The sequence below is a fragment of the Massilia sp. BGA-UO-ETr-WB1 genome (assembly GCF_059567845.1).
In genome coordinates this window covers 19,727-33,305 of sequence record NZ_JCAQOT010000003.1, presented here as the reverse complement: position 1 = coordinate 33,305, position 13,579 = coordinate 19,727, and the positions used below count along the sequence as shown (strand labels likewise).

At 58.5% G+C, this 13,579-nt stretch carries 14 protein-coding genes and 1 pseudogene; 6 read left to right on the top strand and 9 right to left on the bottom strand.

Features of this window, described 5'->3' with window-relative positions; translation table 11 throughout:
* A partial coding sequence (locus AC56DV_RS00235; RefSeq protein ID WP_496312310.1) for a transposase occupies window positions 1-125 on the bottom strand: 125 nt, incomplete at its 3' end.
* 64 nt (window positions 126-189) lie between these two features.
* On the opposite strand from AC56DV_RS00235, the pseudogene tnpC reads away from it, so the two are divergent.
* Window positions 190-984: pseudogene (gene tnpC / locus AC56DV_RS00230) on the top strand (IS66 family transposase); the annotation flags it as partial.
* A gap of 97 nt (window positions 985-1,081) precedes the next feature.
* Here the strand turns inward: tnpC and AC56DV_RS00225 are convergent.
* Entirely contained in the window at window positions 1,082-1,795 is a 714-nt protein-coding gene (locus AC56DV_RS00225; RefSeq protein WP_496312308.1) for a hypothetical protein, read from the bottom strand.
* A 664-nt stretch (window positions 1,796-2,459) separates the two neighbouring features.
* On the opposite strand from AC56DV_RS00225, the gene AC56DV_RS00220 reads away from it, so the two are divergent.
* Complete coding sequence (locus AC56DV_RS00220; RefSeq protein WP_496312307.1) at window positions 2,460-3,059, top strand: response regulator transcription factor; 600 nt, start codon at window positions 2,460-2,462, stop codon at window positions 3,057-3,059.
* 463 nt (window positions 3,060-3,522) lie between these two features.
* Here the strand turns inward: AC56DV_RS00220 and AC56DV_RS00215 are convergent, their stop codons facing one another.
* Entirely contained in the window at window positions 3,523-3,906 is a 384-nt protein-coding gene (locus AC56DV_RS00215; protein ID WP_496312306.1) for a HEAT repeat domain-containing protein, read from the bottom strand.
* Between the two features lie 568 nt (window positions 3,907-4,474).
* Window positions 4,475-4,723 carry a hypothetical protein gene (locus AC56DV_RS00210; RefSeq protein WP_496312305.1) on the bottom strand — a complete coding sequence of 83 codons (249 nt, stop codon included), beginning with the start codon at window positions 4,721-4,723 and terminating at the stop codon, window positions 4,475-4,477.
* A 125-nt stretch (window positions 4,724-4,848) separates the two neighbouring features.
* On the opposite strand from AC56DV_RS00210, the gene AC56DV_RS00205 reads away from it, so the two are divergent.
* Entirely contained in the window at window positions 4,849-5,097 is a 249-nt protein-coding gene (locus tag AC56DV_RS00205; protein WP_496312304.1) for a hypothetical protein, read from the top strand.
* Between the two features lie 79 nt (window positions 5,098-5,176).
* Window positions 5,177-5,638: a response regulator gene (locus AC56DV_RS00200; protein ID WP_496312303.1), complete on the top strand. Its 462-nt coding sequence runs from the start codon at window positions 5,177-5,179 to the stop codon at window positions 5,636-5,638.
* A 50-nt stretch (window positions 5,639-5,688) separates the two neighbouring features.
* Here AC56DV_RS00200 and AC56DV_RS00195 read toward each other — a convergent pair whose 3' ends face one another.
* Together AC56DV_RS00195 and AC56DV_RS00190 are read right to left on the bottom strand one after the other, a co-directional pair.
* Window positions 5,689-5,940, bottom strand: coding sequence for a hypothetical protein (locus AC56DV_RS00195; RefSeq protein ID WP_496312302.1), 252 nt, complete (start codon window positions 5,938-5,940; stop codon window positions 5,689-5,691).
* Window positions 5,933-7,000 carry a PRTRC system protein D gene (locus tag AC56DV_RS00190; RefSeq protein ID WP_496312301.1) on the bottom strand — a complete coding sequence of 356 codons (1,068 nt, stop codon included), beginning with the start codon at window positions 6,998-7,000 and terminating at the stop codon, window positions 5,933-5,935. Before AC56DV_RS00190 ends, AC56DV_RS00195 begins: the two co-directional genes overlap by 8 nt.
* Before the next feature lie 1,249 nt (window positions 7,001-8,249).
* On the opposite strand from AC56DV_RS00190, the gene AC56DV_RS00185 reads away from it, so the two are divergent.
* Window positions 8,250-9,284: an integrase domain-containing protein gene (locus AC56DV_RS00185; RefSeq protein WP_496312300.1), complete on the top strand. Its 1,035-nt coding sequence runs from the start codon at window positions 8,250-8,252 to the stop codon at window positions 9,282-9,284.
* Complete coding sequence (locus AC56DV_RS00180) at window positions 9,277-9,954, top strand: restriction endonuclease (RefSeq protein ID WP_496312299.1); 678 nt, start codon at window positions 9,277-9,279, stop codon at window positions 9,952-9,954. Before AC56DV_RS00185 ends, AC56DV_RS00180 begins: the two co-directional genes overlap by 8 nt.
* 773 nt (window positions 9,955-10,727) lie before the next feature.
* Here the strand turns inward: AC56DV_RS00180 and AC56DV_RS00175 are convergent.
* Genes AC56DV_RS00175 through AC56DV_RS00165 form a run of 3 tightly spaced genes read right to left on the bottom strand, consistent with a single transcriptional unit; the run spans window position 10,728 to window position 13,518 of the window.
* A complete protein-coding gene (locus AC56DV_RS00175; RefSeq protein WP_496312298.1) occupies window positions 10,728-11,087 on the bottom strand; it encodes a hypothetical protein in 360 nt (119 codons plus the stop codon).
* Window positions 11,088-11,097: 10 nt separating this feature from the next.
* The gene (locus tag AC56DV_RS00170; RefSeq protein ID WP_496312297.1) at window positions 11,098-11,745 is read right to left on the bottom strand and encodes a peptidoglycan-binding domain-containing protein; all 648 of its coding nucleotides are present in this window, start codon (window positions 11,743-11,745) and stop codon (window positions 11,098-11,100) included.
* On the bottom strand, window positions 11,746-13,518 hold the full coding sequence (locus AC56DV_RS00165; protein ID WP_496312296.1) for an HNH endonuclease family protein: 1,773 nt from the start codon (window positions 13,516-13,518) through the stop codon (window positions 11,746-11,748).
* Window positions 13,519-13,579: the final 61 nt, after the last annotated feature.

The window sequence follows — 13,579 nt, the reverse complement described above, 5'->3', positions numbered from 1 at the left end:
AGCACCGGATGCACGCCGAACTCCTGCGCGATTTCCGTCACCGTCCTTACCCCGCGTACCGCTTCCAGTCCGACCTTGGCCTTGAACTCTGCCGTATGTACCCTGCGTTTTTTGCCTTCTGGCATTTGCTCTCATCCTATCGAGGACAACAGCTTAAACCAACGTCTCAAACTCGGGGTCCACTATAGCTTGCATGCCGACGAGACGCCGGTGCGCCAACTCGACCCCGGCAGCGGCAAGACCCGGCACGCCTACCTGTGGGCCTACCGCTCCGGCGTGCACGACGCCGGTCCACCCATCGTCGTGTTCGACTACCAGACCAGCCGGGCCGGCGCGCACGCGCGCGCCTTCCTGCATGGCTGGCGCGGCCACCTGATGGCGGACGACTATGTCGGCTACAAGGCACTGTTCACCGACGGCCCAACTGAACTGGCCTGCCTGGCGCATATTCGGCGCAAGTTCTTTGACGTGCACGCCGCCAGCGGCAGCCCCGTCGCCGAGGAGGCGCTGCGCCGCATCGCGGCGCTGTACGCGATTGAGCAGCAAGGCGCCGGACTCGATCCGCCGCAACGGCTGGCGTTGCGCCAGCGTCTGGCCGCGCCGTCGCTGGGCGAGCTGCACGCCTGGTTGCTGGCGACCCAACGCAACGTCGCCGCCGGCAGCAGCACGGCCAAGGCCATCGACCACGCGCTCAAGCGCTGGCCGGCGCTGGCGCGCTATGCCGAGTCCGGCAGTCTGCCGATCGACAACAACCCGGTCGAGAACGCCATCCGTCCCATTGCCATCGGCAAGAAGAACTGGCTGTTCACCGGTTCGGAGCGGGCCGGCCGCCGCGCCGCCGCTATCCAAAGCTTGTTCGCCACCGCCAAGCTGAACGGACTCGATCCGTTGCGCTGGCTGTCCAGCGTACTGGACCGTCTCCCGACGTGCCCTAACAGCCAGCTCGATACGCTGCTGCCATTTCCGAACTCTACGCAGTCCTAAACCCGCTGAACAGGTGGGACGGCTGGACGCTTACAGATCAACGCCTTGCCCAAGAAGAAAAATACTTGAGTATCGGATGGAGATAGACCTCATGGCGCTATGGGGTGGGCGCGTATCCTGCCTGGATCTGCATCAAGGCGCGACACATGGCATGGGCGTCGCAGGCGTCGCCTTGGCCGAACTGGTTGATGGCGACAAACTCGAAACCGCCAGCACTGGTACGGAGCCGGAACAATCTCACATGATAATTTTCAGGAAGACCGTTCAAGTTGACGACCTTGCCACCTGACACCGCACTATGGTCAAATTCCAAGTTCCGAACAACACGAGCATGCTTCGGGTCTGTCTTGCTTCCCAAGCGCCAGTCTTCCGAGACTTGACACCAATACATCTTGCCAGCGCTCTCCAACAGAAGCATAAAATCGGCCGACGCACACGCTTTGTCGATGAGCACCACCGAAAATCGCAGCTCGCTCAGAGAAATCATGTCAAACAGCATAGCCCGCGCAGCTTCACAGATATCGCGGGGAGAGGTGCCGGCGGATTGCGCGCAATGTTGCACCAGCCAATAGCGACCTGTCAGCGGATTGACATAGAAGCACTTAATGACATGGTCCTCACCGACACAGGGCACCTTGTTATCGCCTAGCGATCGTCCCACCTCGGTAGCTGGCGACGATGGTTGACAAACGAAGGCCAGCACGCCACAGGGGTGGTCGGCCTCCAAGTCGGGCCATGCGACATATTCGGCCTTAATCCCCAGGAATGATTCGCCGCCTTGTCCCGCATCAGGTGCGAAATTGACCATCATCGTGACCTCTTCAATTCTACTCCCAAATTTTGGCGCGCGATACATGCCCGCACGCACAAATCACCTGTCGCAGTCTCCATGCTTGTGCGCATGTCGACGTTGCCGGAATCATTCGGTTCCCAACAATCATCACCACTAAATTATCATAACATGACAATTCTATTATCAACTATGCCCCGGTGCTGAATCAAGTTGATGTTGGTGCCTTGCAACTGAGAGTTCGAGCCCCGTTCCGGGGCGCATTAAAACCGCCCGCCCGACATTGATAAATGCGGGATAGCCAGTCTTGTCCGTGGCAGTCAATTTGCCACCGTGGCAATTTCCGCCAGAGCAACTTGCCGCAACAGGTTCCGGCCCATGGTGAACGAGGATTATGCGATGCCACGGGCGCACAAACCGTGCATCGCATCGGCACACGACAGTGCGGGGCCGGGTATTCAGCGCTAGCAACGCGTAAACCGGTTTCGAACCGTTATCCAGCAACCAGGTGCCAGTCATTTTTTTTTGCCGCAACCAGGAAAGCGAGCCGAAATGAACTTAAATGTCAAATGTGACTTACGTGACATTCAACTGCGCTTCCCACTGTCCAGGCAGGCGCACACCGTCACAAACCACGATTCTCCAAATGACGCAGTGAATTGCCTCCTTGACAATAGCAGTTGGTATGACTAAACTGTCAAACATGACTGATCGAACAAATCCTGATAGCGTCGATGTACTCACCACCGGCGAGGCAGCCGCCCAATGCGGAGTGAGCTTTCGCACCGTACTGCGCTGGATCGAAAGGGGTTTGCTGCCAGCCTACAAACTACCGGGGCGTGGCGACCGCCGGATTCGCAGAATCGACCTGCGTTGCTTCATGCAGGAGCACGGTATGGCTGCGCAGGAATTGGCGCCGACAAGTGCGCGCCGGGTGTTGATCGTGGACGATGAAACGGCTATGGCTCGTGCCATCGAGCGGGTGTTGCGGCGCGTCGGCTGTGAAACGGCAATCGCGACCAACGGCTTCGAGGCCGGTTCGGTGATGGCGAACTGGAAGCCAGAGGTGATGACTTTGGACTTGCGCATGCCGGGAATGGACGGACTGGCGGTCCTGCGCTTTCTGGCACAGACTGATCCGGCGACGCGCCCCAAAGTGTTGATTATCTCGGCCGACTCAGAGCAGCGGCTGCAATCAGCCGTAGAACTGGGCGCCCAGGCCGTGCTGCGCAAGCCCTTCCAGAATGAGGCACTTCAGGCCGCAGTTGCTGCCCTGCTGGGGTGACGCGCCAACAGCATGGATCGGACTGACTAAGATAACGGCCGAGCCTGACGTTCTGCATTGTCACCGTTCTGCTGTTTAGTTGTTGGCCAGCGTCGTGGCTGGCCCCTGGGTCTTGCTGAATACCCCTACGCACAAACTGCCGATCCCGCTGTCTGTCACGACCTGCATTTGAAACCGGGCTGATCAACATTTCAGCCGATTCCCGGCAAGGAATAAGTGCAACTGGACGCCTTCCATCCAGCATTCGCCGCAGATGAATCTGCATTCGTCAAGCTGTTGCGACGCGAGGGATACCTACGGTTGCAACTGCGTCGGGTGTCGGCGAATGGGCAAAGTAGGCAACAATGTCCCACGGTTTGGGAACGAACGCATGAAGTATGCCCTCTATTCTAACCATGCGCACGTCGTCGAGTTTCGATTGCTGTCAAAACCGGCCTGGGCGGGGGCTTGCAGGCACGTGTGTTCAATGCAAATTTAACGCACAGAACGCCGCCTGCTTAACTTCACCGGCGGGGTGGTGGGCGATCAAGTATTGCAATGCTGTCGTCCGATGCATCTCCTCTTCGATTGCAGACAGCACTTTAACGATCTGTAACCCTTCGCCGATATCGGCGGGATGACGTAATGCGCAGGCAACCAGCTCGGTGGCGGCAAGTCGGTCTTTTCGTCGGCCAAGTGCAAAAATTGCGTTCGATCGCACATCCGCCCGCTTGTCATGCAACACTTTGACCAGCAGGTCCCGACTCTCATCCACGTCTAGATGCCCCACCTTCTGGTGGCAAGCAGGACAAATAACGCATCCTGCCTGCAAAATTGAAAAGCAATGTATGCAAAAGATTTCCTCCATGACATTGGCCTCCCTTTACCGCCCACGACGTCATCCTAGTCTACACCTGCTGGCGACCGTAAGCCCAGGAATCATACAGGTTCCCAATGGAAGCCAATGGCGATGATGGCGCCCTCCACCGCAGCTTGCAGAAATGATGCTAGGGAGAAATTTTTCAGGTCACACAAAACTTCAGTTTCGATAGATTTCCTCTATCGCTCCCACTAACTCGTCGTTCGAGAAGGGTTCGCGGATAACTCCCCGTGCGCCCAACGTCAGCGCCTGCGCTCGATACTATTCGGAAATTGACACTGCAAATGCGTGCGTCCCCTTGAAGTGAGCACATCAGCATGTTCGTATTCTGGTTGTGTCATCAATAGCGAAGTTCGCTTTGACAGGATAGTCACGTTAGTCTAAATTGGCAACATGCAGTTGCCACTTGGCAACTGGAAGTCTGGGACCAAATCATGGAGGGGGTGTCATGGATACAACATCAGCATGCTCCGTTGACGGCACGACTGTGGGTGCGGCCGAGTCCTTTTCTGCCATGACTGGAAGACCGCCGCCGCATGATGTCGTCCGCCCCCCATTACCCATCATAGACGAGAGTTTGTTTTGCCAATTGCTCGAAGGGCCTGGCAAGGTGATGGTTGATATCGTCATGCTCGAACAGTACTTCTTGCCTTTTGTCAGCTTTTGCGCGGACGCCCAGATGCCAGCCGTGCGGTACGGCGCCATCGTCCGGTGTAAGAGCGACCTGCTTGCTGCCCGCTCTGTGGCCGAACTGATCGGTGTCCTGCGCGACATCGCGGGTGGCGCGACCAGTCTCGAAATCCATTCTCCGACGTATTCAAGCCGGGCAACGGGCCCACGCCATCCGTGGCACGCAACGTTGCATTGGTTCCGCTGAGTGCGGCGGAAGCGGTTGCTCATCCCATGATGTATATCAGGAAAGGAATTGCCATGAGAAACCAGATTGAGCTGTTCAGCGAGCCAGGCTACGATCCTAATCGCTTGCTCGACGCTGTGTTGTCTAAGCTACATTTGAAAAATGATGCTGCAATGGCCCGTGCGCTCGGCGTAACGCCCCCCGTCTTGAGCAAGGTCCGGCATCGCCGGCTGCCCGTCGGCGCCGGATTAATTCTTCAAATTCACGAAACCGCCATGTTCAGCGTTGACGAAATTTGGAGTTTGATGGGCATACGGCGATAGCGGAATGTGCCGCCCTCAGTCGGGTAGTGACAATGCGCGTACTTTTGCCGAAGTTGCACTGATAGACTCGGTGGAAACCATGATGACTATTCGTTTTTGCGTGGAGGTTAGACAGATGACGGATGAACGCGTAGAGCGCGCGGCGGTTGTTTTAATTATTGATGATGATCCCTTCTTTCGGCTGCTCGCACGTGACAGCCTGGAAAAGATCGGTCTGGTGGTGTGCGAGGCAGCTGATGCCACGTCTGGGATTTCCGCGATGAGCGCGCACGCACCTGACATGGTTTTGCTCGACGTCATGATGCCGGGTGTCAACGGTTTCGAAGCATGCCGCCAGGCGCGCCAGCTCCCTAGCATGCAGTCCTGCCCTATCGTGATGCTTACCTCCCTGGAGGATTCGAACTGGGTGACGCAAGCATACGAGGCCGGCGCCACCGACTTCGTCAGCAAGCCCATCAATTGGCCGCTACTCCAGCATCGTGTGCGCTTCATCTTAAAGGCGGCCGAGTCGTTGCGTTCCGTTTTGAAGAGCGATTGTTGACGCCGACCGAAAATTGACCCTACTGGGAAAACTTGGGCTCCCCTTGACACTTAGCTTATGGCAGGCGCGAAAAGTTCCATGCTTGCAGCGGCATGGACGGGATCGTGCTCGCCATTCTGCGGTTGCGGTGCGACCGACGTGGTCGTTGCGGCGGCAGGTATCTGGGCCATGAGGCCTGCATGGGCGAGCGTCCGCAGACGGTTCACGCGCTTTGCGCCCTTGGTGAATCGGGCCAGCTCGTCATAGAGTGGCGGATTATCGGCACGATCCAGTTCAAAATTGATGCGTAGGCCCTTACTCATCGCCGCCGCTCCCAGCGTCGTTGATGTCGACGCGTACGCTGGCGCCGGTGCCTCCGCTAACCAGGGCGCGGGCCAGTTCCATTCCTGCTTGCTGAAATCCTTTCACGTTGGCGTAGATCGGATCCTTCAACTCGTGGATCGCATGGTTCGGGAAGGCGGCCTTGAGTGCTGCCCGGTAGAAGAACGCGCCGCCACCAACCAGGATGATGTTCCTGATATCGCTCGCGTCGCCGACGTAATGCATCATCTCGGCCACCGCCTGTTCCGGAATTTTCCTCGCCAGTGGCAGGTGGTGCGCCAGGTCGTACTCCTTCTGAAAGACCACAGGCTTCTTCCCGGTGCGCAGCGCCGCATCGACGGTTTCATAGTCCCGGTAATGCGAGCCGGTACTGCGGCTGATGCCCTCGATCATCGTGTGCAGCACGTCGTGCATGCCGCGCGGAACTGAGTGGCTGCGCTTGTCGATCTGTTGCATGCCTTGCGTGACCAGCCAGTCAAAGGTGCGCCGGCCCGGATCGACGATCAGGCTGCGTTCCTTGCGCAGTTGCGCCACCTTGCTTTGCATCAGGCCGTAGTGCATCAGCGCGCCGGCAGGTTGGGCGATCGCTTTCGCGCGCACCACCTTCACACGCCGGCCCTTGCCCAGCTCGTGCTCGCCGGCGAGGCGGCGCTCCAAGGCGGTGACCAGCGACTTGAGCTTGTACGTGGCGACCGGTAGGCCCACCACCAGCAGGTCGATCTTATCGAGCTGCATGTAATGCAGCGCACCCAGCAGCAGTGCCAGATATTCCGGCGTCTCGCAGTACCGGTCGTGCTGCAGGACGTTGGCGTTGAACACATCGGCCGCGAGGTGGACGTCTGGACCGACCTCGTACACCAAGCCGCCGGCTGGGATGCCGACAGTTTTCCGGCGCGCGCCCCATGCTTCCGCTTCCAATCCCAATTCCGATGGATGTGCCTGGGACGGGAACATGTCGCAGCGTAGCTCGCCGTTCTTGATGCCGCTGATGAACTTGGTATTGCCTCGTCCGACATCGACCGCCCTCACGATGGGTTCCATGGCGCGCGCTCCTTCCTGATTGAACAGGGACAGCATATGGGGAACGCGCGCGGCGATCCATGTGAAAGGCTTAGCATTGGGGATGCATTTCGACTTTTGCTACTGATGCGGCACGTTTCTGGAACTGCCCGGTCAGTCGGCACCCTTGGGCTCACCTTCGCGGCACTCCGGTGCGCGCCTGTAGTCCGTGCCGGCCAGTTCCCGTTTTGCGGAGGTGCGCGAATGTGGCCTAGCCTGATGCGCCAATCCGGTCTGGTGCTTCAGCAGATTTACAATCAGAGGAGTTCGCAGGCCCCCGCATCTCATAGCGGAGCAAGGCCCCGTTTCGTCACCTACAAAATATTTCACGCATCAATCGACAATTTTTCGCGCTCTGCGCGCACCTTGACATCGCCCGATTTGCCTCCTATTCTGCCAGCACTGTCTGGACCCGCTTCCATGAACATCGTGTTCTCAATGCGGCGCAGGCTTGCGATACAGCCCGTTGCGGTCGTTACCCGTCCCCAGGTCGGCGATGCCGATACTCCATTGTGCCTTCGTGCACAGATTGCGCCAGCAGCGTCGTCGGCAATGACCGAGGCCTTTGGTGCACCATCCTTCCGATCTTTTTTTGAGCACGCGGGCATCCATGCCCTGACCGCGTGGCCAGGCAGCTATGCCTGCCCGCGCCGCACGCCGCGTTGGCGTGCCGACACGCGCCGGCAAGACCGGTGGCAGGGGAACGGCGACGCCGTCTCTCCGGATTTTCAATACGTCCCTCAGCTCGTACGGCCACCGCGCAGGCGGTGCCGCGTTGTGACGGCGCCATCCGAAGCGTCGAACAGCGTGGTACGTACGGCGGCACGAAGCGGCCTGGTGGTAGGGCCGGGGATAACCGTGCGAGGAGGCGACACGTGTTTTGCGCGGCGACCGCCGCCACGTGATGTCCTTGCCGCGCCCAGCGTGGCACCGTCCGCCCAGGAGGCGGGGCGCGAGACAGAAGGCGAAATCCGCTGTCCGTGCACATGTTCATTTTTACGACACCGATCTACACCAACGCCGTGCCGGACCGGGACCGGCAGGCGCAGCTTCAGTTCTCGGCACTTGCCGCGCATGGCCCGCGTGGCAGGGTGGTTGGACAGGCCAGGCAGGGCGCCAGCCAGACAGTGGCGGCGCCGTTCGATCAGGCATACAGCGCGCAGAGAAGCGTGCCGTCCTGGCTACTGTTCGCCGGGAGGCTCGGCGCGCGCGGCAGGGGAGGGAGTCACGTATGAACCAATACCGGGACTGGCGGGAGCAGCTGGCCTCCATCATCGACCAGCGCAATGAAATGCACGCTGTTCGGAACAAGGTGGTCTCGCACAACACCCGCGCGGCGCGCCGCCAGGCGCTGTTCCGCATGTTCGCGCTGCTGCGCCGGCTCGGCTACGCCACGGCGCCGGACAACTTGGGTGAGCGCCACGTCGCCGCCCTGGTGCGCTACTGGTGCGCGGGAGTGGAGCAGGGCGCTCCTGTTCGCCCGCATCCCTGCAGCGCGGCCTACATCCAGCAGCAGCTCTCCATCCTGCGCGTGTACGCCGGCTGGATCGGCAAGCCGGGCCTGGTACGCACGGCCGAGGCCTATGCGCACGATCCGGCGCTGGTGGCGCGGCACTACCCGGCCGGACGTGACCACAGCTGGGACGGCAACGGCGTCGACCCCCAGGCGCTGATCGGCCAGGTCGCGGCGCTCGACCGCCACGTGGGCGTCCAGCTGCGCCTGATGCTGGCCTTCGGCATGCGGCGCAAGGAAGCGGTGATGTTCTGGCCGCACGTGGCCGAGGTGCCGTCCTATGCGCTCCCTAGCGGGCTTCCGGCGGCGCAGCGATGGCTCAGCTTCCTGCGCATCAAACGCGGCACCAAGGGCGGCCACTTGCGCTACACGGCGGTGCGCAGCGACGAACAGCGTGTGGCGCTTGACGACGCCAAGGCGCTAGTGACGACGCGCCACGGTCACGTCGGTTGCCCCGGTCTGTCGCTCAAGCAATCGCTGGACCGGTTTTCCAACGTGGTGCGCGGCGCCGGCGTAACGCGCAAGGGCCTGGGCGTGACCGCGCACGGCTTGCGCCACCAGTTTGCCAACGACCTGTACTTCGAAATCGCGCGGGTCCGCTCGCCGGTTCGCGGCGGCGATCCGGCGCTCGACCCGGCGGTGCGGCGCGATGCCTACCGCCAGGTTGCCGAGCAGCTGGGCCATCACCGGCCGCAGATCAGTACCGCCTATCTGGGCTCGGTACGGATGAAAGGAGGGAAGGACGATGCGTGATGAAGATTCACTTAGGAACAGAGCGGGCCGACGCCAAGGGGGCGGGGCGTATGGACATGGGTACCGGCGGCGGCCGGTCGGCTGGGACGCGGCGTGGGCGGCGCGCTTTCGCCGCTGGGGCGCCGCGCTCGGCCGGTTTGCGGTCCGCTGCCTCTCGCGCTGGGTCAACGCGACCAGGCTGGCCTACCTGCCGGGGCACCAGCGCAATGTGCGCCAGTCGCGCCGTGCGCTGCGCACCGTGCGCGCCTTCAAGGAGCCGGGCGCGGGCGGCCGCACGCTGGCCTACCTGCGCGCCGTTGACCCGCTGGTGTTCGAGGAGGTGGTGATGTCGGCACTGGAGGACGCTGGCCTGCTGGTATTGCGCGGCACGCGCTACAGTGGCGATGGCGGGCTTGATGGCGCCGTCTGGCTGCCCGGGCGGGGCTGGTATGCGGTGCAGTGCAAGCGCTACCGGCACCACGTGAGCCTGGCGGACGTGTGCGCGTTCGGCGACGTCATCGCGAGGCGCCACTACGACGGTGGGCTATTCGTGCATACCGGGCGTAGTGGCGCGGTGTTGTATCCGCACATGGACGCTGGGCGGATCGGGCTGCTGAGCGGGGATAGGTTACTGCGCTTGGTAAGGGAGCGGTCGCTCGATGACAGATCGCGCGGAGTGCAGCCGCGATAGCGTGTCAGGTGCATGTGGGGTTCGAGCCGTCCTGATTTCATTAACACTTTGGCCGCGAGAATGCGGTCGTGTTAAGGCAACGCCAGCCGACTGGCTCAAAGGCACGGATGGCGATGCGTTCAACGCGCTGCTTTGCGGCTGCGGTGATAACTTAGACGTGATCCTGTGAAAGCTGCGGCTTTTCTTTGCCTTCACTATCTCCGGCAGGCATCGCTGTGCCTTCACGGGGACCGATGGTAGCTCTGGCATATTTAGTTGACGATGCCGGCGACAACGATCGTTCGCAGTCATGGCTCAGTCTTGGTTGATTTTCGATTTATTCAGGCCAGACTATTTACTGCAGTAAAAACCACTGCGATGGGAAGTCATGATTATTGCCATCCGTTCCAGATTTGGGAGTTCAAAGAACGGGCCCATTTGATCATCACCGAAACGACTCTTACTCGCTTCAGTTCCTAGTATCCATGGGTCCGGAACGCCTGCTTCACGTGGTGGACTGTCTATCCCACGCGTCCTCGTCCAGCGCAGGGAAGCTCACCTGACAATCCCCCGGTGCGCTGATGTTTGCAATTCTGGCTCTACCTGCCCCATCCAGGTAACCTTTCACCACGTCGCCGTTAGGCAAGACCACGCGATAGGCTTCCCACGGAATTGGCCTACCATCTTCGCCTTGAAGCGCCAGTTCGATCCAGTATGGGCGCGGCGTGTCTTGTGCCAATGGGCATGGCTGAATGGCAGTATCGACTGGTCGGGTTCCAAATAGTGCTGGTGCATCATCCATGATTGGGCATGCTTGCGTTTGCCAACAATTGATCGAGCTGATCCAACCTCTCGAAGGCCGTAACGCCGTAGCTTGTCAGGCAGTTTTGCGCAGCTCGCGTCAAGTTGGCTGGGTCGCGGCCGGGCAGGCGAGTGTAGACAATGGACAGAAAGCGATATACCTCGGCTTCGCTGCCCAAGCCGAAACGAAGGGCTGCTGCAATACCGTTGTCGATGAAGTTGTCCATCACCGAAGGATCGGAAAATTCAGGAGGCAGTTGCAGTCTGGATAGGGCCAGACTGACACGGCTGCGAAAGTCAACTTTAATGACAGACTCCAGTTGTACCATTTGCGCTTTGCGTATTATCAGCATTGATTGGTCCTTATGAGCCGTGCAGTCGGATCAGCGCGACCTGAGTGGCTTCATCCGCAATGCCGCTCACGGGTAAACTGTTTTCAGCCTGAAAGCGGCCAATTGCCAAGACAGTTTCCAGGTTGTCAGTACTTGACGATTCGTGCGCGAGAATGCCTAAATTGCGAAGGCGGGATTCGATTCCACGTGCCGTGTCTACAGGATCCAGGCCGCGCGGTATCAATTTAATGATGATACTTTGTCCATTCTCGAGCTCCACAGTCAGGCTTACCACACCTACATCAGGCATTACCGGCACCTCGACATATCCCTCTGCATCGGTCACGGCACTGATTGGAGCAAGTCCTTCAAACTCAAACTTGCATGGGCGGTTGGCTAAAGAAAAAGGGCCGATCGCGAGTTTCAAAGGTAAGCGGCTGGGGACGGCACGTCGCCGAAAAACATGTAAGTCGCCTGTCGAGCAGGGCACACACTTGACCCTCATTTCAGGAACGAACAAGATATCCCCCTTTTGCAGTACGTGCATGGACGCGCGGCTCTCGCGCAGTATCGTATTCTCGTTGTGCTGCCATATCGTCGTAGGCAATAATCCATAACGAAATGCTACGCTTTCCACGCTGTCTTCTGCTGTTACCTCGATCCATTTACCGCCCATCATTCACCGCCTTATCGCCGGTGGATAGCCCTTTCCGGCCAAATGCTGCTTGCTTGCCGACGCCAACTCAACCTCTTCCTCGTTGTCGAGCCAGTCAATAACATTACTGAGTGCGTTCTCAAAATCTTCACATCGCTTCAGCCGTGTCGCTTTAATCCCGCGCACACGGTAGCCCTCCTTGAGGTCGACCAGTTCCTCGTGTATGTCACGAAACTCAGATGCCAAAGCCTGAATGGGCAGCTCTGCTTTTGCAATTTTGGCGATCATGCCATTGTGAGCATCAATGTGAAATTTCAGCGGTGAAGCCGATGCAGCGGCTTGCAGCTCTTCATCTTCCTGAATTAGCGAAGAGAACTTTGGTGGAGTCTCCTTTCCCAGATTCACATAGTTGTCATTCACGTACTCCTTCAATTCCTCAGTGATGAGGCATGCATCTGGCGTTTCGTGGTTAACGTCCCGGAGCAAACCTCTGATTCTTGCTTCGAGTTCGATACAGAGATCATCGTGCTTGCTGAGATGTTGCATAAAATACTTTTCTGCTTTTTCACGGTCCTTGCGGACCTGAGGCATTGTACGTTTGAACTCTTTTGAGAGACGGTTGAGCTTTTTTATGGCGGCTTTATACTGCAACAATTGTGCAGAATAAATTGCGTCGAGGTCGGTGATGTCCGCCTCCGCTTCGCCCTCGATTGATTCCTTGTTGTCAGTACCTATCTTTAATGCCAGATCCAGAGATGCGCGCAGCCGCGGCTGCTCGGTCACCAACCGTATGGCACTGGGTTCAACCAATGATACTGACGCCGGCTCTTCGGACAACTTGACTTCTAGGCTCCAGGTAATCAATGCATCGATTGCGAGTGCGGAAAACTCGGCGGAAGGCGCGATCGCCCGTTCGAGTGCGGCAATCGCATCTTTCGAGGCGGTATTGTCCGGTGCGACAAAATCGAGGATGGCCGGATGCAGGTCGGTTTTTTCGGGGATCTTGTGGTCAGGCGGCAAAGTGCCTTTGATCGTGGCGAGCACGAAGAGTGCCCGCAACATGATTAAGTGATTTGCGCGTGCTTCAATAAGTCGAGGGCGATTCAGGCCGACGATGTCAATCGTACGTTTAATTCGGGCTAGGTCAACCCCTATATCAAATTCCCCACCGTACATTGGATAGGGCTCTAGCAGCACTTTGGCGTCAGTCGGATTGTAGCGAATAAGGCGCCGCAATTCTTTTTCCGGCAGGTCGGGCGATAATAGATTGGGTAGTTCGGTTTCTGTACGGGTATTCAAATTTTCTCGAGGACTAGTTGGATATAAATCGAAAAAATTTCTCTTGTTTGCTTGATTGCATTGCTTGCAACTCAGGAACAGATTTTTCCAATCGGCCGCTAGCCAGAAATAACCTGGATGACCCGCGACCGTGATTTCTTCCCTGGCATTGTCAGGTTTAGGGGTGGTGACCTCCGCCTTGGGGCGAAAATGCTCCACGTCGCCACTGTCGCTATCCATGATAAAACATTCGCAATACGCACATTTCCCATGATGCGTGACGATCAGTCGTCGCTTTACGTCTGGATCGGAATAAAAGCTGCGCTTGGTAAACAGGCCGCTCGAATAGTTGTCAAAATCACCATCGTCATTGTAGGTTGCAAATTTCTTAAGGTCTTTCTCGTAGGGACTCGACCCTGAAAGTGTCGCTGTCAGCGCAAATTCCAACGCGTCGCGTTGAAACCGGGCGCCGTCATTCGTCAGAACATCAGGTGAACCACCCTTTTCAATATGTCGCATCGTTTAGATCTGCCTTTACGGTGACAATTTTGTTTATTTGTCAGATGAATAAGTATCGGAT